The organism is Micromonospora saelicesensis (assembly GCF_900091575.1).
GTDB classification, from domain to species: domain Bacteria; phylum Actinomycetota; class Actinomycetes; order Mycobacteriales; family Micromonosporaceae; genus Micromonospora; species Micromonospora saelicesensis.
The window spans coordinates 1436880-1461159 of sequence record NZ_FMCR01000001.1; the positions used below are offsets into that span (position 1 = coordinate 1436880).

The 24280-nt window shown below is 70.7% G+C and carries 22 protein-coding genes and 2 tRNA genes; 9 read left to right on the forward strand and 15 right to left on the reverse strand.

Annotated elements, in window-relative coordinates; all coding sequences use genetic code 11:
- The first annotated feature begins 152 nt into the window (after positions 1-152).
- The 4 genes from GA0070561_RS06800 to GA0070561_RS06815 are packed head-to-tail and all read left to right on the forward strand — an operon-like array spanning position 153 to position 3531.
- Positions 153-1922: a proline--tRNA ligase gene (locus GA0070561_RS06800; protein ID WP_091396452.1), complete on the forward strand. Its 1770-nt coding sequence runs from the start codon at positions 153-155 to the stop codon at positions 1920-1922.
- 57 nt (positions 1923-1979) lie between these two features.
- Positions 1980-2405, forward strand: coding sequence for a CBS domain-containing protein (locus GA0070561_RS06805; protein WP_030487636.1), 426 nt, complete (start codon positions 1980-1982; stop codon positions 2403-2405).
- Positions 2406-2440: 35 nt separating this feature from the next.
- The gene (locus GA0070561_RS06810) at positions 2441-2869 is read left to right on the forward strand and encodes a SufE family protein (RefSeq protein ID WP_091396456.1); all 429 of its coding nucleotides are present in this window, start codon (positions 2441-2443) and stop codon (positions 2867-2869) included.
- Positions 2870-2889: 20 nt separating this feature from the next.
- Positions 2890-3531, forward strand: coding sequence for a DsbA family oxidoreductase (locus tag GA0070561_RS06815; RefSeq protein ID WP_091396458.1), 642 nt, complete (start codon positions 2890-2892; stop codon positions 3529-3531).
- A 74-nt stretch (positions 3532-3605) separates the two neighbouring features.
- On the opposite strand, the gene GA0070561_RS06820 is transcribed toward GA0070561_RS06815, so the two are convergent.
- The 6 genes from GA0070561_RS06820 to GA0070561_RS06845 all read right to left on the reverse strand — a co-directional run bounded on the left by GA0070561_RS06820 (position 3606) and on the right by GA0070561_RS06845 (position 7750).
- The gene (locus GA0070561_RS06820; RefSeq protein WP_091396461.1) at positions 3606-4154 is read right to left on the reverse strand and encodes a YbaK/EbsC family protein; all 549 of its coding nucleotides are present in this window, start codon (positions 4152-4154) and stop codon (positions 3606-3608) included.
- A gap of 95 nt (positions 4155-4249) precedes the next feature.
- On the reverse strand, positions 4250-4444 hold the full coding sequence (locus GA0070561_RS06825) for a hypothetical protein (RefSeq protein WP_091396465.1): 195 nt from the start codon (positions 4442-4444) through the stop codon (positions 4250-4252).
- A gap of 37 nt (positions 4445-4481) precedes the next feature.
- Positions 4482-5264, reverse strand: a complete 783-nt coding sequence (locus GA0070561_RS06830) for an SDR family oxidoreductase (RefSeq protein WP_091396468.1) — start codon at positions 5262-5264, stop codon at positions 4482-4484.
- Positions 5265-5336: 72 nt separating this feature from the next.
- On the reverse strand, positions 5337-5990 hold the full coding sequence (locus GA0070561_RS06835) for a GAP family protein (RefSeq protein WP_091396472.1): 654 nt from the start codon (positions 5988-5990) through the stop codon (positions 5337-5339).
- Positions 5991-6041: 51 nt separating this feature from the next.
- The gene (locus GA0070561_RS06840) at positions 6042-7430 is read right to left on the reverse strand and encodes an MFS transporter (protein ID WP_091396475.1); all 1389 of its coding nucleotides are present in this window, start codon (positions 7428-7430) and stop codon (positions 6042-6044) included.
- 59 nt (positions 7431-7489) lie between these two features.
- On the reverse strand, positions 7490-7750 hold the full coding sequence (locus tag GA0070561_RS06845; protein ID WP_091396501.1) for a hypothetical protein: 261 nt from the start codon (positions 7748-7750) through the stop codon (positions 7490-7492).
- A 218-nt stretch (positions 7751-7968) separates the two neighbouring features.
- On the opposite strand from GA0070561_RS06845, the gene GA0070561_RS06850 reads away from it, so the two are divergent.
- A complete protein-coding gene (locus GA0070561_RS06850) occupies positions 7969-12441 on the forward strand; it encodes a cation-translocating P-type ATPase (RefSeq protein ID WP_091396504.1) in 4473 nt (1490 codons plus the stop codon).
- Positions 12442-12539: 98 nt separating this feature from the next.
- Here GA0070561_RS06850 and GA0070561_RS06855 read toward each other — a convergent pair whose 3' ends face one another.
- A complete protein-coding gene (locus GA0070561_RS06855; protein ID WP_091396507.1) occupies positions 12540-13739 on the reverse strand; it encodes a DUF418 domain-containing protein in 1200 nt (399 codons plus the stop codon).
- A 108-nt stretch (positions 13740-13847) separates the two neighbouring features.
- Here GA0070561_RS06855 and GA0070561_RS06860 point away from each other — a divergent pair, with 108 nt between their 5' ends.
- Both GA0070561_RS06860 and GA0070561_RS06865 read left to right on the forward strand, forming a co-directional pair.
- Positions 13848-14606 carry a TetR/AcrR family transcriptional regulator gene (locus GA0070561_RS06860; RefSeq protein ID WP_091396510.1) on the forward strand — a complete coding sequence of 253 codons (759 nt, stop codon included), beginning with the start codon at positions 13848-13850 and terminating at the stop codon, positions 14604-14606.
- A gap of 97 nt (positions 14607-14703) precedes the next feature.
- Entirely contained in the window at positions 14704-15504 is an 801-nt protein-coding gene (locus GA0070561_RS06865; RefSeq protein ID WP_091397524.1) for an MBL fold metallo-hydrolase, read from the forward strand.
- Between the two features lie 232 nt (positions 15505-15736).
- On the opposite strand, the gene GA0070561_RS06870 is transcribed toward GA0070561_RS06865, so the two are convergent.
- Complete coding sequence (locus GA0070561_RS06870) at positions 15737-16156, reverse strand: CBS domain-containing protein (protein WP_091396513.1); 420 nt, start codon at positions 16154-16156, stop codon at positions 15737-15739.
- Positions 16157-16310: 154 nt separating this feature from the next.
- Here GA0070561_RS06870 and GA0070561_RS06875 point away from each other — a divergent pair, with 154 nt between their 5' ends.
- The gene (locus GA0070561_RS06875; protein ID WP_091396515.1) at positions 16311-16616 is read left to right on the forward strand and encodes a hypothetical protein; all 306 of its coding nucleotides are present in this window, start codon (positions 16311-16313) and stop codon (positions 16614-16616) included.
- Positions 16617-16656: 40 nt separating this feature from the next.
- Here GA0070561_RS06875 and GA0070561_RS06880 read toward each other — a convergent pair.
- The 6 genes from GA0070561_RS06880 to gyrB form a co-directional block, all read right to left on the reverse strand.
- A tRNA-Ala gene (locus GA0070561_RS06880) sits at positions 16657-16732 on the reverse strand.
- A 42-nt stretch (positions 16733-16774) separates the two neighbouring features.
- Positions 16775-16903 (reverse strand): DLW-39 family protein, encoded by a 129-nt coding sequence (locus GA0070561_RS34085; protein ID WP_209444550.1) that lies wholly within the window; start codon positions 16901-16903, stop codon positions 16775-16777.
- Between the two features lie 42 nt (positions 16904-16945).
- Positions 16946-17019 (reverse strand) — tRNA-Ile (locus GA0070561_RS06885).
- A gap of 151 nt (positions 17020-17170) precedes the next feature.
- A complete protein-coding gene (locus GA0070561_RS06890) occupies positions 17171-18085 on the reverse strand; it encodes a DUF3566 domain-containing protein (RefSeq protein ID WP_091396518.1) in 915 nt (304 codons plus the stop codon).
- Between the two features lie 4 nt (positions 18086-18089).
- Positions 18090-20612, reverse strand: coding sequence for a DNA gyrase subunit A (gene gyrA, locus GA0070561_RS06895; protein ID WP_091396521.1), 2523 nt, complete (start codon positions 20610-20612; stop codon positions 18090-18092).
- A 130-nt stretch (positions 20613-20742) separates the two neighbouring features.
- Positions 20743-22689, reverse strand: coding sequence for a DNA topoisomerase (ATP-hydrolyzing) subunit B (gene gyrB / locus GA0070561_RS06900; RefSeq protein WP_091396524.1), 1947 nt, complete (start codon positions 22687-22689; stop codon positions 20743-20745).
- 521 nt (positions 22690-23210) lie between these two features.
- Here gyrB and GA0070561_RS06905 point away from each other — a divergent pair.
- Positions 23211-23765 (forward strand): hypothetical protein, encoded by a 555-nt coding sequence (locus GA0070561_RS06905; protein WP_091396527.1) that lies wholly within the window; start codon positions 23211-23213, stop codon positions 23763-23765.
- Here the strand turns inward: GA0070561_RS06905 and GA0070561_RS06910 are convergent.
- Positions 23750-24238, reverse strand: a complete 489-nt coding sequence (locus GA0070561_RS06910) for a MarR family winged helix-turn-helix transcriptional regulator (RefSeq protein ID WP_091396530.1) — start codon at positions 24236-24238, stop codon at positions 23750-23752. The two genes, GA0070561_RS06905 and GA0070561_RS06910, sit on opposite strands and share 16 nt — an antisense overlap.
- Between the last annotated feature and the right edge of the window lie 42 nt (positions 24239-24280).

A 24280-nucleotide genomic window follows, 5' to 3' on the forward strand; every position in this document is an offset into this window, starting at 1 on the left:
CCTTCGGGTCATGGTGCGGCGAACTTGATGCCCTTCCAGACGTCGCGCTGGTCTCCGGTGGTTGCCGCCCGGTGCGCCAACTTCCGACAGTGACGCCCGCCTCGGAGCGAATTCGATCGCCGGGCCGGACGCGCCCGCTCTAGGCTGCGCGGATGCTGCTACGCATGTCGACCCTGTTGCTGCGGACCCTGCGCGAGGATCCGGCCGACGCGGAGGTGCCGAGCCACCGGCTGCTGCTGCGCGCCGGCTACATCCGTCGGGCCGCACCGGGCGGCTACACCTGGCTGCCGCTGGGCAAGCTGGTGCTGGATCGGATCACCGAGGTGGTGCGGGGCGAGCTGCTGGCGATCGGCGACCAGGAGGTGCACTTCCCGGCGCTGCTGCCCGCTGATCCGTACCGCACCAGCGGCCGGTGGACGGAGTACGGCGACGACATCTTCACCCTCGCCGACCGGCGCGGTGCCGAGCACCTGTTGGCGCCCACCCACGAGGAGATGGCGGCGCTGCTGGTCAAGGACCTGTTCAGCTCGTACCGGGACTTCCCGGTGACGCTGTTCCAGGTGCAGACGAAGTTCCGCGACGAGGCGCGGCCGCGTGCCGGCCTGCTGCGTGGCCGGGAGTTCCTGATGAAGGACGCGTACTCCTTCGACCTGGACGAGGCGGGGCTGCGGGAGGCGTACGGGCGGCATCGCGCCGCGTACCAGCGGATCTTCGACCGGTTGGGGCTGGACTACACGGTGGTGCGGGCGATGTCCGGCGCGATGGGCGGCTCCGCGTCGGAGGAGTTCCTGGCGGCGACGCCGGTCGGCGAGGACACCTTCGTCGGCTGCACCTCCTGCGACTTCGCGGCGAACACCGAGGCGGTGGCCACCCGGGTCCCGAGCGCCGGTGACCCGAGCACGCAGCCGGCCGTCGAGGTGCACGACACTCCGGAGACAGCGACGATCGCGAGCCTTGTGGAGTTGGCCAACGCGCGCCGGTTGGGCGGTCGGGACGGCTGGACCGCCGCGGACACCCTGAAGAACGTCGTGTTGTCAGTTCGTCAGCCGGGTGCCGACCGGGCCGAGCTCCTGGTCGTCGGGCTGCCCGGTGACCGGGAGGTCGACCTGAAGCGGGTCGGCGCCGCACTGCACCCGGCACAGGTGAGCGTCTTCGAGGAGTGGACCGAGCATCCGGAGCTGGTTCGCGGCTACATCGGCCCGCAACTGCTCGACAAGCTGGGCATCCGCTACCTGGTCGACCCTCGGGTGGTGACCGGGTCTGCCTGGCTGACCGGGGCGAACGAGCCGGGCCGACACGCGACCGACGTGGTGTGCGGACGGGACTTCACCCCCGACGGCACCATCGAGGCGGCCGACGTCCGCGCCGGCGACCCCTGCCCGGAATGCGAGGTGGGCGAGCTGACCATCCGGCGGGGGATCGAGATCGGGCACATCTTCCAGCTCGGCCGCCGCTTCACCGACGCCTTCGCTGTCGACGTGCTCGGGCCGGCCGGCAAGCCGGTCCGGCCGACCATGGGCTGCTACGGCATCGGGGTTTCCCGGGCGGTGGCCGCCATCGCCGAGCAGCACCACGACGACCGGGGACTGGTCTGGCCGGCGGCAGTCGCGCCGTGTGACGTACACCTGGTGGTTGCGGGCAAGGGCCCGCAGCTCGACGCGGCGCTGGAGCTCGGCGGGCGTCTCGCCGCCGCCGGCCTGCGGGTGCTGGTCGACGACCGCACGCACGTCTCGGCCGGGGTCAAGTTCACCGACGCCGAGCTGATCGGCATCCCCCGGGCCGTCGTGGTCGGCCGCCGGCTCGCCGAGGGGTACGTCGAGCTGCGCGAGCGGGCCGGCGACGGGCGCACCGAGTTGCCGCTGGACGGTCTGGTGGATCGACTCGTCCACGAGGTACGCCAGGAACGTGCGAGCCTGGTGTAGCTGTCGCGTCACAGGGTAGTGCAGTCGGATCGGGTGGAAACGTCTTCGGAGGCTCTCATGACCGGTTACCGGGTCAGTGACGTGATGACCAAGCAGGTCGTGTACCTGCCGGCCGAGACCACCCTGGACGAGGCGGCCAGGGTGATGAAGGAGGCCGACATCGGTGATGTGGTGGTCACCGACGGCGCGAGCCTCGCCGGCATGCTCACCGACCGGGACATCGTGGTGCGGGCCGTGGCGGAGAACAGCTCCCCCGCGGCCACCACCATCGGCTCGATCGTCACCCGCGAGGTCGTCATGATCGAGCAGCACTGCACGGCGGGTGAGGCGGCGGCGCTCATGCGGGATCGGGGCATCCGACGCGTGCTGGTCTGTGACAGTGACCGCAAGCTGGTGGGGATCGTCTCGCTCGGCGACCTGGCCATGCAGCTCGACCCCACCAGCGCGCTCAGCGAGATCAGCGAGCAGTCGCCCACCGTGTGACCGGGGCCCCCGCACGACGGCGGTAGCCTCGACGCATGGCTGACATGCCGGCCCGACTGGCCGAGATCGTCGACGAGTTCGCCGCCGCGCCGCGCGACCTGGTGCTGGAGCTGCTCCTGGAGTATTCGGACGTCCTCCCGGCGCTGCCGGAGGGCACCGCGGAGCGCGAGGGCATGGAACAGGTGCCCGAGTGTCAGACGGCGTTCTTCCTGCGCGCCCGGGTGACCCCGGAAGGCACCGTGGAGACGCTCTTCGACTGCCCGCCGGAGGCGCCCACCACCCGGGCGTTCGCCGGGATCCTCGCCGAGGGGCTGGCGGGGGCGAGCGCCGAGCAGGTGCTGGCCGTGCCGGACGACCTCTATCAGCGAATGGGGCTGGCCCAGGCGATCAGCCCGCTGCGGATTCGCGGCGGCACGGCGATCCTGGGCCGTCTCAAGCGGCAGATCCGGGAACAACTCGGCTGACCGCGAGGTTGGCACCGATCATGGAGATCGAGATCTACGCGGACGTCATCTGCCCGTGGTGCTACATCGGCAAGCGCCGCCTGGATCAGGCCCTCGCCAGCTACGAGGGTGAGGTGACGGTCCGCTACCGACCGTTCCAGCTCGACCCGTCGCCGGTGGCGAAGCCCCAGCCGCTGGTGGAGGCGCTGGCCGGCAAGTTCGGCGGCCCGGAGCGCGCCCGGCAGATGGTCGACCACGTGACCCAGGTCGCGGCGGCCGACGGGCTGCGGCTCGACTACGACCGCGCGGTGATCGCCAACACCTTCGAGGCGCACCGGTTGGTCTCCTGGGCGAGCGACCAGGGCAGGGCGGCCGAAATGGTGGAGGCGCTCTACCAGGCGCACTTCAACAACGGTGTCGACGTCGGCTCGCGGGAGGCGCTGGCCACCCTGGCCGGTGAGATCGGCCTGGACGCGGCCGACGCACGCCGGTTCCTCGACTCCGACGAGCGCGTCGCCGACGTCGCCGCCGACCTGGCCGCCGCCAGGGATCTGGGCATCACCAGCGTGCCGACCTTCGTGCTGGCCGGAAAGTACGCGGTCTCCGGTGCGCAGGAAGTGCAGACGCTGCTCGCCGCGTTCGCCGAGGTCGAGCAGCGCGAGTCCGCAGCGCACTCACACTGAGTCACCGACGGCCGGGCGTCCGGCATCGATGATCACGATGTTTCACGTGCAACAACATCGATGCCGATGCCTGGTCAGACAGGCCTGGCCAGCCCCTCCACCACCTGGGCGCCGGGCAGCGCGCCCAACGCCGGCCCCGGCAGCGCGATCTTGCTGTGCCGTACGCCGGACCCGACGATCACGTGCGGTGTGGCGATGACCCGCGCGTCCACCAGGATCGGCCACTGGGCCGGCAGCCCGATCGGGGTGATGCCGCCGTACTCCATGCCGGTCAACTCCACAGCGTCGTCCATCGGGGCGAAGCTCGCCTTACGGACGTCCAGCGCCCGGCGGGCCACCCCGTTCACGTCGGCCCGCGTGGTGGCCAGGATGATGCAGGCCGCGTAGCGCACCACGCCCTCGCGCTTGCCCGCCACCACGACACAGTTGGCCGACACGTCCAACCCCACCTCGTACGCCGCGCAGAACGCCGCGGTGTCGGCGAGGTCGGCGTCGATCGGCGCGACCAGCACGTCGTTGACGTCCACCGGCGCGTCGGCCGGCCACTGCGCGATGGCCTCCGCGACCGGCGGGGCGAGCAGATCCAGGCGGGCGCGGGCCGGTTCGGTCTTCAGCGTTCCCATCACGGGTGCGATCCTCGCATCCGCGACGCCGAACCGCCCAGCGGCTCCCCGACCCCCCGGCGACGCCACCGGGCCGGGCCGGATCGATCCGGCGCTCAACTGCCGGCGAGGAAAGCGTTGTCGCGCATGAAGGAGCGGTCGCGGGAGGCCGCCAACTCCTCCTCGCGCTGGGCCTTGGCCCGTTGCAGCTCCAGATCCTCGAACGCGTGCCGGACACCCAGCCGGATCACGCCGTAGAGGAAGACGAAGCCGAAGACGTAGAGGATCACAGTGGTGACGACAGCGAACATGGCGTCACGGTAAGACGAACGTGAACCGTTGTTGCTCTCATTTCCGGCTGGTTCCCCCGTACGTGTCGGCCAGGTGGTCGGCCCAGGTACGTACGCCCCGGGGCAGTGCCTCGGTGGCCAGACCACCGGCCCGCAGCTCGCGACCGAGTCGGCCGGGAATCCGCACCGGCAGCAACGGTCGGCGCGAGCCTCGGGCCGCCAGCCACGCCCGGGCGGCCTCGTCGAAGCGGAGCACCTGCGGCCCACCCAGCTCCTCGATACCGCCCAACGGGCCGGCGACCAGTCGGGCCGCCAGCCGCGCCGCCACCTCGCCCGGGTCGACCGGTTGGGCGAGCACCGCCCGGTCCCCGATCACCGGGCCCAGCCGCGCACTGGCGGTCAGCATGTCGTCCAGGAACTGGGGAAACTGGGTGGCCCGCAGCACCGACCATGGCACCGGACCGGCCGCGATCACCTGCTCGGCGGCGAGCTTGTAGCGGTAGTACGGGATCGGCACCCGATCAACCCCGACGATCGAGATGTAGACGATGTGCCGCACACCGGCCGTGCCGGCGGCCACCACCAGCCGGCGGGTGCCCAACACGTCCACCTGGTGGGTCTGCCGACCCCGAGGGGCCGACGCCAGGTGCAGCACGGCGTCCACCCCGGTCACCGCCTCGGTCAGCCCGTCCCCGGTGGCCAGGTCGGACACCACCCACTCCACGTCCGAGCCGGCGGGCGGCCGGCGGCTGGTGGCCCGGACGCTGATCCCGTCGTCGCGCAACCGGCCCAGCACCGCACGGCCCAGACTGCCGGACGCCCCGGTGACCAGAACCTTCATCTCGTCCTCCCACTCGCTTGACCTGACCTTGACGAAACGGCGCGGCATCCTGTGACAGGGTTGGGCGGCGGCTCACCCCGAGCGGATCAGGTCCAACACGGTGAGCAGCGCGAAGAACGCGATCACGATCTCGTTGACGATCCACGCGTGCCCCTCGGCCCACTCCCGCATCCGGGTCAGCACCCGCGAGGCCCTGCTCCCCAACAGCAGCAACGCCAGCAGAGGCAGCGCGAGCAGGAGCACGGTGACCAACACGAACGGCACCAGGTGCCACCACGGCAGGTCGTGTCGGGCCACGCTCGCCCCGACGGTGGCCATGGTCAGGTCGTCGGTGGGCGTCGCCACGAAGAGCAGCGCACCCAGCCGCAGCGCCTGCGGCGGACCGGCGTGCTCGATGCTCCCCAGCCAGCGCGGCGGTCCGGAGCGGTCCCGGCGTACCCAGATCAGCACGGCCAGGATCACGAGCAGGGCCAGCACCACCAGGTCGATGGCGGGGCCGCGATCGACCTTCCCGGCCACGGCGCTGGCGTCGGCGACCACTCCACCCACCAGCTTCGTCAACAACCAGGCAAACGTCACCCCGGCGGCGACCACCAGCCCCGCGCCGGCGAGGAAGCCCAGCGACGCCGCCCGGGGCCGATCCGATGAGGCCAGGAAGACCGCCACCACCAACTGCGTCCCGGCGACCATGACCACGGCGAGCGGCAGCACGGTCAGGAAGTTCATCGCCCGCCATCCTCCCGGCACGAGCGGGTGGGACGCGGCCGAATCCGCCGATCACCCGGCGGGTCGCGCACCCCCGCCCACCACGACCCGGCCGGCGAGCAGCGCCCCGAGCAGCGCCAGTCCCGCTGTCACCACCAGCGTCGTCGTGTAGCTCGCCGGGCCCGGCGCACTTCCCGCCGCCAACACGGCCCCGGTCAGGGCGAGCACCGTCGCCGCGAAGAGGGAGTCGCTCAGTTGCAGTGACGAGCTGTTGCGACCCTGCTCACCCGGCGCGGACAACTCCAGGGTGAGCACCGACAACGACGGATAGAGCAACCCCATGCCGAGACCGGCGACCGCCCAACCGACCACGGCGACGGCCACCGGCAGTTCGGGCCGTACGGCCAGCGCCACCGTGGCGGTGCCGACAGTGATGCAGCTCAGCCCGGCACGCGGCAGGCTGGCCCGCGACGCCGGCACCGGGATCCGGCCCTGCAACCAGGAGCCCGCCGACCAGGCCAGCGCGCCGACAGTGAGGACCAGCCCGGCCGCGGTCGGCGAGAGACCCCGTTCCCGGGAGAGCATCAGCGGGATGACCACCTCGGCGCCGACGAAGGCCGCCGACGCCAGGCCACGCAGCCCCACCACGGTGGCCAACCCTCGCGCGGCCCGGAGGAACCCGGCCGGCAGCAGGCGCGGGGCACAGACCAGCAGGCCGACCACGGCGAACGCGACCAGCACCACTGCGGTGGCGCCGCGCTGCTGCCCCCCGATGTGCAGCAGTGCGGCACTCACCGCGGCCCCGCACGCCCAACCGATCCGCGCGGCCGCACCCGCCGGCGGGCTCGTTGCCGCACTCCGGGCCAGCGACCGCAGGCCGGGATGGATCAGCAGCACCGCCGGCACGGCCACCGCCGGCACCGCCAGGAAAACCCACCGCCAGCCCAGGTACTCCACGATCAGGCCGGCAACCGCCGGCCCGACCAGCGACGGTACGACCCACGCCGCCGCGAACGCCGCGAAGATGCGCCGATGCAGCTCCTGCGGGTACGCCTGCCCGACGATCACGTAGAGCGCCACCGAGAGCAGCCCGGAGCCGAAACCCTGCACGACCCGCCCGACGACCAGCGCGCTCATCACGGGGGCGGTCCCGGCGATCAGCAACCCGACCACGAACCAGGCGACGCCGTGCCACATCGGCCCCCGGGGACCCCGGGCGTCGCACCAGATGCCGGAGACCACCATGGCCAGCACACCGGTGGCGAACGGGCCACCGAAGGCGATCCCGTAGAGCGCCAGCCCGTCCAGGCTGCGCGCGACGGTCGGCATCGCCGTACCGACCGCCAACGCCTCGAACGCGAGGAGTGAGATCAGCGCGACGCTGCCGACCGTCATCGCGCGCAGCCGGGGTGCGAAGAGCCCCGGTGCGGCGGGTACGGCGGTGAGGACTGTGCTCGGCATCGACCGAGCATGCGACCTCAACCCTGATTCATGTCAACCGTCCGGTGAGCCGGCTCTCATCAGGCGTCCTGCAGCGCCTCCCCGACACCGCGCACCAGTCCGGAAAAATGCTGGTCTGCCAGCAGGTGGCCAGCGGTGATCACCACAGCGATCGGCCACTCGATGACCTGTAGCGCGGCGAGCACCCCGAGCCCGGCGTAGTAGGCGACCTTGTCCGGGGGCGGCACCGCCACCTCACCCAGCATCGGCAGTTGCACCCGCCGGTTGTACATCTGGACGTTCTCCCGTGAACCGCTGAGGTGTCGCGTAAGCGTGCTCATGCCGGCCTCCCCATGTCCGGTGATAGTCGTCGGGTTCCACGGCTCACCCCGTCCATGCGCCAGCGACGGCGGAAAATTCCGCCGGTCGCGGGGCATAACGGATGGCAGGTCGGGAAGCCAGGCCGCCGGACGTGAGTGCGGTGGGAGGACGACATGGCCAAGGTCAGGACGAGCGGCAACGGGGAGCCGGGCCGGCGCCCGTCCAGCCGTACGCCTCGATGACGGCGGCGGGTCGCGCTGCCGGCCGCATCCTGCCGTCCTTCGGCGTGCCGCACCTGGTCGGCGAGGCGTCCCGGACGGTCAGCTCGGCCGCGACCCGGCTGGCCCGGTCGGCCGGGCTGACGCGGCGTCGGGTCTGGTCCCGGCCGGGCCGGCACCACATCGAGGTGCACGGTGTCTGCCAGGACGGTGGCAACCGGCTGGCCCGTCAGGTGGAGGGCGCGCTGGAGCAGATGCCCGGGGTCGCCTGGGCCCGGGTCAACGCACCATCCGGCCGGGTGGTGGTCGCCGTCCAGACCCCCGAGCCGACGTTGCGCGACCTGATCGCCACTATCGACCGCGTCGAGCGGACCTGCGACCACGAACCCGACCCGGAGATCCCACCGCCGCACCCACCGGAGGAAGGGCCGCGCACACCGCGCACCCTCGGCGCGCTCGCCTCGGACGCACTGGGCTTGACCATCTCGGCGGCCACCCGGATCCTGCCGTTCGCGCCGTTGCCCGGTGAGGTGGCCGGCCTGCTCTCCGCAGTGGATCTTCAGCCGAAGCTGCACGAGTTCATCGGTAAACGGCTGCGCTCCGACCCGCGCGCCGACATCCTGTTTCCGCTGGCCGAGGCGGTGGTGCAGGGCTTGACCGGCCGCTGGACGGGCATCGTCCTGGACGGAGTCCAACGGGTCGTGCAGTGGGGTGAGGATCGGGCCCAACTCTCCGCCTGGGAGAAGGCCGAACCACGGCTGACCGGCGACGCCGAACGCGCAACCGCCCGCTGGCCGGTGATCGAACGTCCGCGGCCGAAGCCGGACGGCCCGGTCGAGCGGTACATCAACCGCATGCTTGCCGCCGGCGCAGCCGCCGGCGCGGCGGCGGTGCCGTTCGCCGGGCCGAAGCGGGCCACCGCGCTGGGCCTGTCCGCGCTACCGAAGGCGCCGGGCAGCGGCCGCGAGGGATACGCGGCTCAGCTCGGCCGGATGCTGGCCCGGCGCGGGGTGATCGCCATGGACCGCAGTGTGCTGCGGGAGTTGGACCGCATCGACACGCTCGTGCTGGACGCAGCGGTGCTCGGCTCGGACCGGGGCGTACTGGCCGATCTGGCGCCGGCGGCCGACGCGGACGTCGACCAGGTGGCCGAGCGGGCCTTCGCATTGTTCGACCCGGACGACCCGGCCGCTTCCCGTACGGCGGACGGCTGGCGGCTCGGGCCGCTGGACCAGATGCCCGCCCGCGACCCGGACACCATTCCGGATGCCGAACGGCTGCGCTCGGCCGGCGGCCAACTCCTCGGCCTCGCCCACGGCGACCGGCTCGCCGCCCTGTTGCGGGTCGAGCCGGAACCCGCGCCCGGCGTCGACGGCCTGCCCGCCGCCGCCCGACACGCCGGCCTGCGGCTGGTCGTGGCCGGCGGCGACGAGCAGCGGTACGGCTTCGCCGATGCAATGCTGCCCGGCGGGGACCAGTTGGCCGAGTCGGTACGCGCGTTGCAGCGCGACGGCGCCGTGGTGATGCTGGTTTCCGCGGACCGGAAGGCGCTCGGCGCGTCCGACTGCGGTCTCGGGTTCGCCGCGCCGGAGGAGCTGCCGCCGTGGGGCGCGCACCTGCTGGTCGGTGCCGACCTGCGGGTGGTGGCCCTGGTGATCGAGGCGACCGGGGTGGCTCGGCGTACGGCCCAGCAGAACATCCGGCTGGCCATGGCCGGCACCGGTCTCGGGGCGCTGGGCGCGTTCACGGCCCCGCCGACCGAGCTGCCCGGCCGATCGCTCGTCGCGGTCAACGGCGCGGCCGGGCTGGCCTTCGCCAACGGGGTCTGGCAGGCCCGCCGGTTGCACGACCAGTCGGACACCCCGGCGCCGGTGGCAACCGCCTGGCACCTCATGCCGGTTGGCACCGTGCTCGACCACCTGCGCTCCGCCCCGGACGGTCTAGCCAGCGCCGAAGCCCAACGCCGACACCACGGCGCCGACGGAAACGGCAATGCCGGACCGGGGAGCGGAGGGCTGCTGCGTGCCTTCGTGGACGAGTTGTCCAACCCGCTCACCCCGGTGCTGGTGGCCGGGGCAGTGCTCTCCGCGTCGTTCGGATCGCTGGTCGACGCCGCGCTGGTGGGCAGTGTCGTCGGTGGGTCCGCCCTGATCGGGGCGGTGCACGAACGCAACACCGAACGGTCACTGGCCGAACTCCTGTCCCGTTCGGCGGTGACCGCACGGGTCCGTCGCGACGGGGCCGAGCAGGTCCTCGCCGCCGAGGACCTGGTCCTCGGAGACGTCATCACCCTCGAACCGGGCGACTCGGTGCCCGCCGACTGCCGGGTGCTCGAGTCAGTGGGCCTGGAGGCCGACGAATCGTCGCTGACCGGCGAGTCGCTGCCGGTCGCCAAGTCCAACCGACCAGTGGTGGCCGCCGCCATCGCCGACCGACACTCGATGCTCTACGAGGGCACCACCGTCGCCGCCGGGCACGGCACTGCCGTGGTGGTGGCGATCGGGTCGGACACGGAATCCGGCCGTAGCCTCGCCCTGGTCAAGCAGGACCCGCCGGCCAGTGGAGTGGAAGCTCGGCTCGGCTCGTTGACCAGCGCCGCCATCCCGTTGGCGGCCGGTTCGGCCGTGGCGGTGGCCGGCGCGGGCCTGCTTCGAGGCGTACCCCTGGCCGAAACGGCGGCGACCGCCGCGAACCTCGCCGTGGCGTCGGTGCCGGAAGGGCTGCCGTTCCTGGTCAGCGCGGCGCAACTGGCCGCGGCCCGGCGGCTGGCCGAGCACGGCGCGTTGGTCCGCAACCCGCGCACCATCGAGGCGCTGGGCCGGGTGGACGTACTCTGCTTCGACAAGACCGGCACCCTCACCGAGGGCAAGCTGCTGCTCGCCGGGGTCGGCGACAGCGTCGGCGACCGGTACGCCCCGCTGGACCGGTTGGACGACCGGCTGCGGATGACGCTGGCCGCGGCGCTGCGGGCCACCCCCGCCGCGAAGAATCCGGAGGAGCTGGCGTTGCAGACCGACCGGGCGGTCCGTCGGGGCGCCGGGGAGGCCGGAGTGGTGGAGCAGACCGGTGCCGCCGGGTGGCGAGCCGCCGGAGGGCTGCCGTTCGAGCCGTCCCGCGGCTACCACGCGAGCATCGGACAGACCGACGGTCACCTGTTGTTGAGCGTCAAGGGTGCTCCGGAGACGGTGCTGCCGCGCTGCTCGTCGCGACGGATGGACGGTCGTCAGGAGCCGCTGGACGACGCCGGCCGCGCGGAGCTGGAGCGGATGCTCGCCGACCGGGCCGGCGCGGGAAACCGGATCCTCGCCGTCGCGGAGTGCCCGGTGAACGACCCGAAGGTGACCGACTCCGACGTTCGAGGGCTGACCTTTGTGGGTTTCCTGGCCCTCGCTGACGGTGTTCGGGAGAGCGCAGCCCCGGCGGTACGCCGGATCCGGCAGGCCGGCGTGCACACCATCATGATCACTGGTGATCACCCGGCCACCGCCGAGGCGATCGCCGCCACCATCAGCGAGCACGCCGAACAGCGGGTGGTCACCGCCGCTGAACTCGACCAACTGGACGACGACGCGCTCGCCGAGCGGTTGGCCAACACCGACGTGGTGGCCCGCTGCACCCCGGCGCACAAGGTGCGGATCATCCAGGCGTTGCAGAAGTGCGGGCGGACCGTGGCGATGACCGGCGACGGTGCCAACGACGCCCCGGCGATCCGGCTGGCCGACGTCGGCATCGCCCTCGGCCAACGGGGCACCCCGGCGGCCCGCGCCGCAGCCGACCTGGTGGTCACCGACGACCGGCTGGAGACCATCATCGCCACCCTGATCGAGGGGCGGGCCATGTGGTCGTCGGTGCGGCACGCGCTCAGCATCCTGGTCGGCGGCAACCTCGGCGAGATCGCGTTCAGTGTGCTCACCGCCGCAGCGACCGGTCGCTCCGCGCTCACCGGACGACAACTCCTGCTGGTCAACCTGCTCACCGACCTGGCGCCGGCGCTGGCCATCGCGGTCCGGCCGCCCGCGTCGGACCGCACCGACGCGCTGCTCCGGGAGGGCCCGGACACGGCGCTCGGCGAGAGCCTCACCAGGGAGATCGGGTTGCGAGCGGCAGCCACCACGCTGGGCGCGACAGCGGGCTGGACGTTGGCCCGCTACACCGGACGCCGTCAGCGGGCCGGCACTGTCGCCCTGGTCTCGCTGGTCGGCACCCAACTCGGGCAGACCATCCTGGCCGGCGGCACCAGCCCGGCCGTGCTGGCCTCCACGGCGGCGTCACTGGGCGTCCTGGTCGTGGTGGTGCAGACCCCGGGGGTGAGTCAGTTCTTCGGCTGCACCCCGCTCGGGCCGGTGGGCTGGACCATCGGGGCCGGGTCGGCACTCGGCGCGACCTTCGCCAACGGCGCGCTCACCAAGCTGGTTGAACGCCTCCCGGAGGCCCGCCCCAACCGGACCGGATCCGGTGCCGAGCCTACGGCGGACGGTGGTTCCGCCGACTGACCGTCGGCGCCACCAGCGTGCCGGGAAGCTTCCCGCACTGGACCCGACTCGGCCCAGCAGTGGCCCACCAGCACCGACGCGGCTTCAGGCGGCGGCGATCACGTCCGTGGCCGGTAGGTCAGGCGGCGCAGGACGACCTCGGCAGGGCCGGGCTGCCGGCGCTTGTCGAGCTGACGGGCGATCAGGACGGTGGTGAGCCAGACGGCCACCGCGATGATCAGACCGGTCACCGTGGGGCTGCCGAACCGGTCGCCGAGGGCGAGCGTGAAGGGCGCCAGGAGGACGAGCCAGGCCACGGACTGGAACAGGTATCCCGACAGGGAACGCTGACCCAGGGCTGAGAGAGCGCCGACGACGGGACCGGATCGGCTGGCTCGCATGGCGATCAGGCCGAAGACGGCCACGTAGCCCGGTCCGGCGAACATGCCGCTGACCCCGTGGAGCAGCAGCATCAGACTGGCGGCCGACTCGTCGACGTGCAGCCATCCGGCACCGACCAGGGCAGCCGGAAGGCCACCGGCGACTGCGCCGCCGAGGCCGAGGACGGCGGTCCACGTGAGCAGGGTCCGGTGCCGGGGCAACTCTTCGAGGACGCGGCGACGAGCGGCCCACATGCCCAGCCAGGCAATCATGATGAAGGGCAGGACGGTCAGCGTGTGCACCGGCCATTCGCCGATGCGATCCAGCATGGACGCGACGTAACCGGGCGCGGCGAGAGAGTCGACGTGGCCCGACGGCAGCGGTGCCGCTCCGCCCGACCCCCCGAGGATGCCGCTCACCACCATCGCACCGATGACCAGCATCTCGACCGCCGACAGCGCCCAGAGCACCAGCACGACGCTGTGGAACCTGTCGCCGCGGCGCAGCAGCAACAGGGTCATCACGATCCCGACGATCCCGTACGCGCCGAGGAAATCGCCGTAGTACAGCAGCGCGGCGTGCGCGAACCCGAACACGACCAGCCAAAGGTTACGACGCAACAGCACGGCGCGGACCTGCTTCGGGGTGGCACCGGAGGCGTCCTGGCGGCGGGCGAGTTGGACGAGGCCGTAGCCGAACATCACGGCGAAGACCGGATAGCCGCGGGCATGGACGAGCTCGAAGAGCAGGAAGTTGAGGCCACGATCGACGCCTTCCGGGGTGGCGTCGAGGCCCGGCTCGCCGGCGAAGACGACTCCGGCGACGTTGGCCAGCGCGATGATCAGCAGCATCGCTCCCCGGGCCAGGTCCGGCGCGAGGGCGCGCTCGGCGCGCAGCACCGGCCCTCTCGAAGTCCGCGGTGCGGTGTCGATGCCCATGTCGTCTCCCCGTGACTCGGCTTTAGTTTCATGGAGAAAGTATCAGTCGTACACTAATGCTGTCTGTCATGATGTGGACGTAACCTTCCGGGGCGAACGTGGGAGCCCATGACCAGCGACGATTTCGTTCCGGCGCCGCTGCGCCGGCTGTGGGGAATGTCAGAGCCGGCGCGTCTCGGACGGCCCGCGTCCCTCGACGTCAACGTGGTCGTCGCCGCCGCGGTGAAGATCGCCGACCGGGACGGGCTCGACGGGGTGACGCTTCCCAAGGTCGCCAAGAGCCTCGGCTTCACGAGCATGTCGCTCTACCGGCACGTCGGCTCGAAGGACGAACTGCTCACTCTCATGGCCGACGTCGCACTGGGCCCACCGCCGGACATCGCCGCCCCCGACTGGCGGGAAGGGCTACGCCGTTGGGCCTTCGCGCAGCGCGCGGTGTTCCAACGTCGGCCGTGGCTGACGCGCGTGCCCGCCGCCGGACCACCCTCCGGGCCGCACCAGATCGCCTGGATGGAGGCCGCGCTGGCGGTCATGTCCGGCACCCTCCTCGACTGGGCGCACAGGATCGGTGCGATGTCACTGATCAGCGGCTACGTGGTCCAGTCGGTACGGCAGTACAGCGAACTCGCCGAGGGCAGGGCCGACGGCCAGGGCCAGGCCGACGCCGAACGCGACTACGGCCGGGCGCTGGCGCGACTCGTCAACCCCGACCGCTTCCCCGAGACAGCCCGGCTGTTCTCCTCGACGCTGTTCGAGGCGCCACCGTCCGACACCCCCGACGAGGCGATCGCCGACGCGGACTTCTCGCTCGGGCTGGAGTTGATCCTCGACGGCGTCGCCGTCCGGATCGCGCGCTCCGACCCCTGACCCACCCGCATGCTCTGGTCGGCCCGTCAGCGGCGCCGGGAGCTGAGTCGCATGCCTGCGGCTGACCGGGGTACCGGAGCCGCAGGAGGTGGACACGATGGCGGAGCAACCCCAGGTCACGTTCATCGGTACCGCGACGACTGTGCTGCGGATCGGCGGCTTCACCCTGTTGACCGACCCGAACTTCCTGCATCGGGGTCAACGGGCGTACCTGGGCAAGGGGTTGTGGTCGCGCCGACGCACGGACCCGGCGCTGCGGATCGCCCAGCTCCCAGAACTGGACGCGGTGGTCCTCTCCCACCTGCACGGCGACCACTTCGACCGGGTGGCCCGTGGGGAACTGGACCGCGAGCTGCCCATCGTCACCACCCCCGCCGCGGAACGCAAGCTGCGCCGCTGGGGCTTCCAGGCCGCCCAGGGCCTGCCGACCTGGTCGTCCCGGGAGCTGCAGCGCGACGGTACGACCCTGCGGCTGACCTCGATGCCCGGCCAGCACGGCCCGGGCGCGCTGGACCTGCTGATGCCCGACGTGATGGGCACGATGATCGACGTGGAACGCTCCGGGCGGCGGGAGTTCCGGCTCTACGTCACCGGCGACACCCTCAACCGGCCGCTACTGACCGCGATCCCGGAACGCTACCCGGACATCGACGCGATGCTGATCCACCTCGGCGGCACGAAGGTCGCCGGAATCCTGCTCACCATGGACGCCGGCCAGGGCGCGGACCTGGTGGAGCTGGTTCGGCCGAAGCTGACCGTGCCGATCCATTACGACGACTACCCGGTGTTCCGCTCACCGCTGGCGCACTTCGTTGACGAGGCCCGCCGTCGTGGCTGGGCAAAGCAGGTGCGCACCATCGCCCGCGGCGAGACCGTCCCGCTCACGCCGCCCGCCTGACCGCACTGCCGGCTCGGGCGGCTCCGGGGCTCGGCGGCCGGGGCTCGGCGGCCGCGGCTCCGGCGGCCAGATGGCAGAGAGCGGTATTCCTCAGAGTCATATTCATACCCCAGAGTCATAACGCTCGCACCGATGCTGCACCCCACCCCGACCTGCCTGCACGGGTCGCCGGAGTACGCGAATCGCCGCCTGCCGGCGAACCGGCGGCGGCGATCATTGACAGGGCGCGAAGTCAGCTGCGCTCGGAGATGGCCTCGATGAGGTCGCCGACCGGGCGCTCGGGGAGGGAACGGGCCACATCGGCCACCGCCACGATGCCCACCAGCTCGTGGCCATCGATCACCGGCAGCCGACGTACCTTGTGCTGGCCCATGGTGCGAAGGATCTCGGCGGCGTCGTCGTCCGCGCCGATGGTCACCGCCTCACCCTGGGCCAGCTCACCGGCCGTCACGTTGGCCGGGTCCCGACCCTCGGCCAGCACCTTCACCACGATGTCGCGGTCGGTCAGCATGCCCTTGAGCCGGTTGTCGTCACCGCAGATCGGCAGAGCACCGACCCCCAACTCGGCCATCCGCTTCGCGGCCGACTTCAGGTCGTCCTGCTCGCGGACACAGGTCACGTCGTTCGTCATGATCTCGCGTGCCGTAGGCATTGGTATGACACCTCACTTCCGGGGGGTTGTTGCCGTTTCTCCTACCCCGGTCGGCGCCTGGCATGCCGCCCGCTGTGTCGTCACCGCTCGTCGGAGCGGAGAGGGCCCGTCGGCTAGCGTCACTGATCTGCATCGAAGCAATGTGGAGGCGAGGATGCTCGAACCAACTCGTGCGGCCGCCCTGGCGGCGTTGACCGAGCTGTGGGAGCAGGGCTGTCCGATCGCCTCACCCGATGACCGAGATCGCCTCGTCAACATCGGCCTACGCCGATGGCACAGCTTCCATCGGCGACACCCTCGCAACCGCCAGCCTTCGCACGAGGCCAGGATTCGCGATCTGGTGCGCGGGTTGATCGAGGCAGTCGAACCCGAACCGGGCCTGGTCGGCCCGCTGGTCAAGGACTACGAGTGCGTCGCTGAAGCGATCGCCGCAGCCGCAGCCCCGCTGCGGGAGCCTTGATCGGCTGGGATTCGGGACCGAGGTCGACCGGGGAAATTGTTGGTGGAGCCCAGGGGACTCGAACCCCTAACCCCTGCCTTGCAAAGGCAGTGCTCTGCCAGTTGAGCTAGGGCCCCGCGGGTGGCCGTGGCGACGATCGCTCGTCGCCGGGCCGAGCGTCAGCGCAGGTCGGGTGCGGTGGTCGCCTCGTGCCACAGGGCACGCTCGTCGTTCGACGCCTTGATCTTGTTGAACACGACGGCGGCCACACCGACGACGCCAGCCAGAATCAGCAGCTTCTTGAACATGGGGCGACCCCTCGCGCTCGACTACCGTCGGACGACATGCGGTGGGGCTAGATGGAATCGAACCATCGACCTCAGAGTTATCAGCTCTGCGCTCTAACCGACTGAGCTATAGCCCCGCGTTGCGACGAGCAAGATTAACCCATCCGCTCCGCTGGCCCCAAATCGGGGTCCGCGCCTGCGAGCCAGGCCCGTCGCGGCCTGCAAAACCTACCCGAGTACGGGACGCCGGAGCGACCGCATTCCGCGGTGCCCCGGCGTCCCGGTCACTCAGTCCCGCTCGGCGAGCGTCAGCTCGATCCCGCCGACCAGGTCGGCGCAGACGTTGTAGACGAACGCGCCCAGGGTGGCCAGCGCGGTGAACAGCACCACGTTGACCAGGCCGATCAGCGCCGAGCTGAGAATCACGCCCTTGGCGGTGATCTGGAAGCCGCTGGTGCTCTGGCCGCCGCCGGCGTTGACCAGGTCACTCAGGCTCTCGTTGACGCTCTGGAACACACCCATCGCGTCGAGCGCCAGGTAGAGCACCGAGGTGGCCACCACCACGACGATGAAGAGCACCACCGACACCGCGAATGCGAACTTCATCACGGACCACGGGTCGATCCGCTTGAGGTTCAGCCGGGCCCGACGCGGCCCGCGGGAGGCGGCCGAGCTGACCGACGTACGCGCCGCACGCACCGCGTCACCGACGCGGGCTGCGCCGACAGCGGACGCGTTGCCGATCCCCGGTGGCAGGCCACCGCCGCTGGCCGGGCGGCCGGCAGTGGCGGCCGTACGTGCCGCTTCCGGCTGCGGCTGGGTCATCCCGGGTGTGATCCGCGGCTGGGTGCCGGTGGACCCGGTGGACGCCGCCTGACCGGGCCGGACACCGATCGGCTGGGTGGTGGCCGGACGCGCCGAGGGTGCCGCCGCCGGACCCGGAGGATTGGCGGCGGCCGACGTCGGCGCCTCGGCGCTGGGCGCCTCGGTCTTGTCGCCGGACTCGCCATCTTCGCCCGGCTGCTCCGGCGGGGGTGTCATACCTGGAGCCCTGGTGAACTTCGGGGCAGGCGCGTCGGCGGGGACCGTCGCCCGGCCCACGGCCGCGCGGCCGGTCGCTGGTGTGCCGCCCTTGGCGGCCTCCTCGTCGACCGGTTTGGCCGAGGTCCCCGTGTTCCCCGACTTCGCCTGTGTCTCCGTCATTCAACTAGTCCTGTTCGTCAGGCTCGTCGGCATTGCGAGCAATCGCCACGATAGTCACGCCGTCCGGGAGGTCCATCAGCTTGACCCCCATTGTGTTCCGGTCACGCGTACGCCGTACAGGCTTCACCGGAGTCCGAATGACACCACCGTTGCTGGTGATCGCGAACAGCTCGTCGTCCGGATCGATCACCACCGCGCCAACCAGACCACCGCGCCGTTCGGTGATCTTTGCAGTCAACACGCCCTTACCTCCCCGGCCCTGCACCGGGTATTCCTCGATCGGGGTGCGCTTCGCATATCCCCCGTTCGTGGCCACCAGAACGTCCAAACCTTCCCGCACGACTTCCATGGCGAGCAGGACGTCGTCGTCCGTGAAGCGCATGCCGATCACGCCCGAGGTGGCCCGGCCCATCGGCCGCAACGCCTCGTCCGAGGCGTTGAACCGGATCGCCTGTGCCTTCTTCGAGACCAGCAGCAGGTCGTTCTCCGGCGCAACCAGCGCAGCACCGACCAGCTCGTCCTCATCGCGCAGGTTGATCGCGATGATGCCGCCGGAACGGTTGGAGTCGAACTCCTCGAGCCGCGTCTTCTTCACCAGGCCGTTCTTCGTGGCCAGTACCAGATAGGGGGCTACCTGGTAGTTCGGGATCTCAATGATCTGCGCGATCTGCTCGTCGGGTAGGAAGGCGAGCAGATTGGCCACGTGTTGGCCCTTGGCTACCCTACTGGCCTCCGGCAACTCGTACGCCTTGGCCCGGTAGACGCGGCCCTTGTTCGTCAAGAACAGGATCCAGTCGTGGGTCGAGCAGACGAAGAAGTGGCTGACGATGTCGTCCTGCCGCAGCGTGGCGCCACTGACGCCCTTACCGCCGCGCCGCTGCGAGCGGTAGAGATCGACCTTGGTCCGCTTGGCGTACCCGGTGCGGGTGATCGTGACGACCACGTCCTCGCGGGCGATGAGGTCCTCCATCGAGACCTCGCCGTCGAACGGGATGATCTGCGTCCGCCGCTCGTCGCCCCACTTGGTGACGATCTCGCCCAGCTCCTCCGAGACGATCTTCCGCTGCCGCTCCGGCTTGGCGAGGATGTCCTTGAGGTCGGCGATCTCGATCTCGAGCTTCGCCAGGTCGTCGATGATCCGCTGCCGCTCCAGGGCGGCGAGCCGGCGCAGCTGCATGTCCAGGATCGCGGTCGCCTGGATCTCGTCGATCTCCAGCAGCCGGATCAGGCCCTGCCGGGCGTCGTCCACGGTCGGCGAGCGCCGGATCAGGGCGATCACCTCGTCCAGTGCGTCCAGCGCCTTGCCCAGGCCGCGCAGGATGTGTGCCCGCTCCTCGGCCTTGCGCAGCCGGTACGCGGTCCGCCGGCGGATCACGTCGATCTGGTGCTCGACGTAGTAGCGGAGGAACTGGGCCAGGTTGAGCGTGCGCGGCACCCCGTCGACCAGGGCCAGCATGTTGGCGCCGAAGGTCTCCTGGAGCTGGGTGTGCTTGTAGAGGTTGTTCAGCACGACCTTCGCGACCGCGTCGCGCTTGAGCACCAGGACGATCCGCATGCCGGTACGACCGGAGGACTCGTCGCGGATGTCGGCGATCCCGGCGAGCTTGCCCTCCTTGATCAGCTCAGCGATCCGCTCGGCGAGGTTGTCCGGGTTGACCTGGTAGGGCAGCTCGCTGACGACCAGGCAGGGGCGGCCCCGCTTGTCCTCCTCGACCTCCACCACGGCGCGCATCCGGATCGAGCCGCGACCGGTGCGGTACGCGTCCTGGATCGCGGTGGTGCCGACGATCAGGCCGTGGGTCGGGAAGTCCGGGCCCTTGACGATGCCGAGCAGGGCTTCGAGGGTGGTCTCCTCGTCCTCCTCCGGGTGCTCCAGGCACCACTGCACCGCCGCGCCGATCTCCCGCAGGTTGTGCGGCGGGATCTTGGTGGCCATGCCGACCGCGATGCCCTCGGAGCCGTTCACCAGGAGGTTGGGGATCCGCGACGGCAGGATGGTGGGCTCCTTGGCCCGGCCGTCGTAGTTGTCCTGCAGGTCGACGGTGTCCTCGTCGATGTCCCGCAGCATCTCCATGGCGAGGGGGTCGAGCTTGCACTCGGTGTATCGCATGGCGGCGGCCGGGTCGTTACCCGGCGAACCGAAGTTGCCGTTGCCGTCGACCAGCGGGTAGCGCAGCGACCAGGACTGCGCCATCCGGACCAGCGCGTCGTAGATCGCCGAGTCGCCGTGCGGGTGGAACTGACCCATCACGTCACCGACGACGCGGGAGCACTTCACGTAGCCGCGGTCCGGACGGTAGCCGGAGTCGAACATCGCGTAGAGGATCTTGCGGTGGACCGGCTTGAGGCCGTCCCGGACGTCCGGCAGCGCGCGACCGACGATGACGCTCATCGCGTAGTCGAGGTAGGAGCGCTGCATCTCCACCTCGAGCCCGACCGGTTCGATCCGGTCGTGCGCGACCACCGCGGCGATGGCCTCGGCGGGGACCTCGGGCTCGTTCGGTGTGGACTCGGGAGAATCGGTCACTGTATACCCTTATCAGACTCAGAGTCGTTTTCGTGCTGTGGATAACGGCTGTGGATACCGGCCAAGCTGTGGATAACTCTGTGGACTGCCGGATCGGCCGGGCAGAGCCCGGCCGATCCGGCGCAGTCCGTCAGATATCCAGGAACCGCACGTCCTTGGCGTTGCGCTGAATGAACGACCGGCGCGCCTCGACGTCCTCACCCATCAGCACACTGAACAACTCGTCGGCGGTCGCCGCGTCGTCGAGAGTGACCTGACGCAGGGTACGCGTCGCCGGGTTCATCGTGGTTTCCCACAGCTCGGGATAGTTCATCTCGCCGAGGCCCTTGAAGCGCTGAATGTCGTCCGGCTTGGCGTTCGGCTTCTTCTGCTGGCGCAGCACGATCAGACCGTCCCGCTCGCGGTCGGAGTACGCGTACTGGGCGTCGTCGCCCTTCTTGTTCCACTTGATCTTGTAGAGCGGCGGGGCGGCCAGGTAGACGTGCCCCATCTCGACCAGCGGACGCATGAAGCGGAACAGCAGGGTGAGCAGCAGCGTCTGGATGTGCTGGCCGTCCACGTCCGCGTCGGCCATCAGCACCACCTTGTGGTACCGCAGCTTCTCCATGTCGAAGTCGTCGTGGATGCCGGTGCCCAGCGCGGTGATCAGCGCCTGGACCTCGTTGTTCTTCAGCACCCGGTCGATCCGGGCCTTCTCCACGTTGAGGATCTTGCCGCGGATCGGCAGGATCGCCTGGGTCCGTGGGTCGCGACCCTGCTTGGCCGAGCCGCCGGCCGAGTCACCCTCGACGATGAACACCTCGGACTCGCGGGGGTCGGTCGACTGGCAGTCGGCCAACTTGCCCGGCATCGAGCCGGACTCCAGCAGCGACTTGCGCCGGGCCAGCTTGCGCGCCTGCTGGGCGGCGATCCGGGCGCGGGCCGCCTGGGACGCCTTCGTGATGATCATCTTGGCCTCGGCCGGGTTCCGGTCGAACCAGTCGACCAGCCGGTCGTTGCAGACCCGCTGCACGAAGCTCTTCACCGGGGTGTTGCCCAGCTTGGTCTTGGTCTGACCCTCGAACTGCGGGTTGGCCAGCTTGACCGAGATGATCGCCGCGAGCCCTTCGCGGATGTCCTCGCCGGAGAGCTTCTCGTCGCCCTTGAGCAGCTTCTTGTCGGTGCCGTACCGGTTGACCACGCTGGTCAGCGCGGACCGGAAGCCCTCCTCGTGGGTGCCGCCCTCGTGAGTGTTGATCGTGTTGGCGAAGGTGTAGACCGACTCGCCGTACGACTCGTTCCACTGCATGGCGATCTCGAGGGACATGCCCTCCTCTTCGGCCTCGAACTCGACCACGGTCTTGTGGATCGGGCTCTTGGAGGCGTTGAGGTGCCGGACGAAGTCCGCGATGCCGCCCTCGTAGTAGAAGGTGACCTCGCGCTGCCGGCCGTCCTCCTCCTCGGCCACCCGCTCGTCGAGCAGGTGGATGCGCAGGGCGCGGTTGAGGAAGGCCATCTCCTGCAGGCGCCGGTAGATGGTCTGGAAGTCGAAGTCGACGGTCTCGAAGACGTCGGGGTCGGGCCAGAAGGAGACCGCCGAGCCGGTGCTGTCGGTGGCCTCGCCCTTCTCCAGCGCGCTCGGCTTGGAGTTGGTGTAGTGCTGCCGCCACACGGAACCGGACTTGTGGATCTCGACGAACATCTTGGTGGAGAGCGCGTTCACCACGGAGACACCGACGCCGTGCAGACCGCCGGAGACCGCGTACGCCTTGCCGTCGAACTTGCCACCCGCGTGCAGGATGGTCAACGCGACCTCGACACCGGGCTTCTTGAGCTTCGGGTGAAGGTCGACGGGGAAACCACGGCCGTTGTCGGTGACCCGGACGCCGCCGTCGGCGAGCAGCACCACGTCGATGGTGTCGCAGTATCCGGCCAGCGCCTCGTCGACCGCGTTGTCGACGACCTCCCAGACGAGGTGGTGCAGACCGCGCTCGCCGGTGGACCCGATGTACATACCGGGCCGCTTGCGAACCGCCTCCAGTCCCTCGAGAACGGTGATCGACTCTGCGCCGTACTCCTGCTTGTCCTGCGCTGCCACCCTCGGCCACTTTCTCGCGTCAGCCGCGCCGGTAGGGCGCGTCGGGCGCGGGTTCGGCGGACAGGACGCGACGTCGGCGCGTGGACCGGCGCCGGAGACCTCCGGACAGCGGGTCGAACGCGCCGGTCGCCGCGGTTGCCCGCGGATCGCGATCGGCTCGACCCGACGTGGAGAATGAATCTGGGGCCACCGGCCCCGTCCCACTCCCGCACCGGGTCTTCGTCTCACTGTCAATCCTACTGTGCGTGGGGGACAGAACCACCACTCGGCACCCTCAGAGAGGCGGCTGAGAAGTCCATAGCCGGCAGAACCCCGTCGCCCACGACTCCCCCCACACGCCATGCCCCCATCGCACGCGCCGCCCCGGAACGGGTTGACCCGCGGTCGGGCGGGTCGGGGGTCGCGGCCAAAGCGTCCGTGCCGTACGTTTGCGGCGCCCCGGAACCAGCCTTGATCTTTACCGGTTGGAACCGGGACGATCGACCCGATCGACCCGACACGTGCTCTTTAAGAGGTGACAGATGGGGCTGGACAACGTCGCGGTGCACTGGCCGCGGACCGGCCGCTTCTACGATCCGGTCGCGCCGGCCGAGTTCGTCGACTTCGGCGAGATCGTCGACCTGCCGCGCATCTCCGCGCCGACCGCGGCGCTGGCCGAGTTGATCGCGAAGACCGGCACCATCCGGGCGACCGCGTACACCGAGTTGGTGGATCTGCTGCTCGGCCTCGAAGGTGTGTTGTACGCCACAGACGCCGCCGCCGAGGACGAGGACCCGGTGATCGACCCGGACGGCTGCTCCTGGATCGCGAGCGGCATCGAACGGTTCGTGGCCGCGCACCGCGCGACCGGCGAGGCGGTCACCTTCGAGTCGGTGAGCACCGTGCTGCGCTCCCTGCTCGGCGACGGTCGGCTGGCCGAGCAGCAGCTGCGCTGGCTGGAGAGCCGGCTCGACGCGCTGCGCGACGAGCGCGGTGACCCGCCGCAGTGGAACTTCACCTGCGCCGAGCTGGGCGTGCTGGCCGCGTTCTACCGGCGCTGCGCCGAGCGCGGGTTCGCCGTCTACGCCGACGCCTGAGCCGCCGCGTCGGCCTCTGGGGCGGCCGGTCGGTTGGCGGCCGAGATCAGCTGTGTGAGCACCGCGTGCAGGTGTTGCAGGTCCTCGACGGGCAGCCCGAGCCGCTGCACGATCGCGGCCGGGATCAGCTCGGCCTGACTCCGCAGCGCGGCACCGCTGGCGGTGAGGGTGACCGCGAGGCTGCGCTCGTCGTTCGGGTCGCGTTCCCGGCGCAGGTAGCCGGCCGCCTCCAGCCGCTTGAGCAGGGGTGACAGCGTGCCCGGGTCGAGCTGGAGCAGGCGACTGAGGTCGCGGCCGGACAGCGGCGCGTGCTGCCAGAGCGCCAACATCACCAGGTACTGCGGGTGGGTCAGCCCCATCGGCTCCAGCAGCGGCCGGTAGACGGCCACCACGCTGCGCGCGGCGACCGAGAGGGCGAAGCAGACCTGCTGCTCCAGGGCCAGCGGGTCGACGCCGTCCGGTCGTTCGCTCATCGGTTGCCCTCTCTCCGCACGGTGACTATCGTACCGATCATT

Bases quoted from the DNA above. Each gene is read 5' to 3' on its own strand.
- GA0070561_RS06875 (WP_091396515.1), top strand. From the start codon at position 16,311: ATGCTCGAACCAACTCGTGCGGCCGCCCTGGCGGCGTTGACCGAGCTG.
- GA0070561_RS06820 (WP_091396461.1), bottom strand. From the start codon at position 4,154: ATGGGAACGCTGAAGACCGAACCGGCCCGCGCCCGCCTGGATCTGCTC.
- GA0070561_RS06905 (WP_091396527.1), top strand. From the start codon at position 23,211: ATGGGGCTGGACAACGTCGCGGTGCACTGGCCGCGGACCGGCCGCTTC.
- GA0070561_RS06850 (WP_091396504.1), top strand. From the start codon at position 7,969: ATGACGGCGGCGGGTCGCGCTGCCGGCCGCATCCTGCCGTCCTTCGGC.
- GA0070561_RS06865 (WP_091397524.1), top strand. From the start codon at position 14,704: ATGGCGGAGCAACCCCAGGTCACGTTCATCGGTACCGCGACGACTGTG.
- GA0070561_RS06860 (WP_091396510.1), top strand. From the start codon at position 13,848: ATGACCAGCGACGATTTCGTTCCGGCGCCGCTGCGCCGGCTGTGGGGA.
- GA0070561_RS06835 (WP_091396472.1), bottom strand. From the start codon at position 5,990: ATGAACTTCCTGACCGTGCTGCCGCTCGCCGTGGTCATGGTCGCCGGG.
- GA0070561_RS06910 (WP_091396530.1), bottom strand. From the start codon at position 24,238: ATGAGCGAACGACCGGACGGCGTCGACCCGCTGGCCCTGGAGCAGCAG.
- GA0070561_RS06830 (WP_091396468.1), bottom strand. From the start codon at position 5,264: ATGAAGGTTCTGGTCACCGGGGCGTCCGGCAGTCTGGGCCGTGCGGTG.
- GA0070561_RS06845 (WP_091396501.1), bottom strand. From the start codon at position 7,750: ATGAGCACGCTTACGCGACACCTCAGCGGTTCACGGGAGAACGTCCAG.
- GA0070561_RS06855 (WP_091396507.1), bottom strand. From the start codon at position 13,739: ATGGGCATCGACACCGCACCGCGGACTTCGAGAGGGCCGGTGCTGCGC.
- GA0070561_RS06890 (WP_091396518.1), bottom strand. From the start codon at position 18,085: ATGACGGAGACACAGGCGAAGTCGGGGAACACGGGGACCTCGGCCAAA.
- GA0070561_RS06870 (WP_091396513.1), bottom strand. From the start codon at position 16,156: ATGCCTACGGCACGCGAGATCATGACGAACGACGTGACCTGTGTCCGC.
- GA0070561_RS06815 (WP_091396458.1), top strand. From the start codon at position 2,890: ATGGAGATCGAGATCTACGCGGACGTCATCTGCCCGTGGTGCTACATC.
- GA0070561_RS34085 (WP_209444550.1), bottom strand. From the start codon at position 16,903: ATGTTCAAGAAGCTGCTGATTCTGGCTGGCGTCGTCGGTGTGGCCGCC.
- GA0070561_RS06825 (WP_091396465.1), bottom strand. From the start codon at position 4,444: ATGTTCGCTGTCGTCACCACTGTGATCCTCTACGTCTTCGGCTTCGTC.
- GA0070561_RS06840 (WP_091396475.1), bottom strand. From the start codon at position 7,430: ATGCCGAGCACAGTCCTCACCGCCGTACCCGCCGCACCGGGGCTCTTC.
- GA0070561_RS06810 (WP_091396456.1), top strand. From the start codon at position 2,441: ATGGCTGACATGCCGGCCCGACTGGCCGAGATCGTCGACGAGTTCGCC.
- GA0070561_RS06805 (WP_030487636.1), top strand. From the start codon at position 1,980: ATGACCGGTTACCGGGTCAGTGACGTGATGACCAAGCAGGTCGTGTAC.
- GA0070561_RS06800 (WP_091396452.1), top strand. From the start codon at position 153: ATGCTGCTACGCATGTCGACCCTGTTGCTGCGGACCCTGCGCGAGGAT.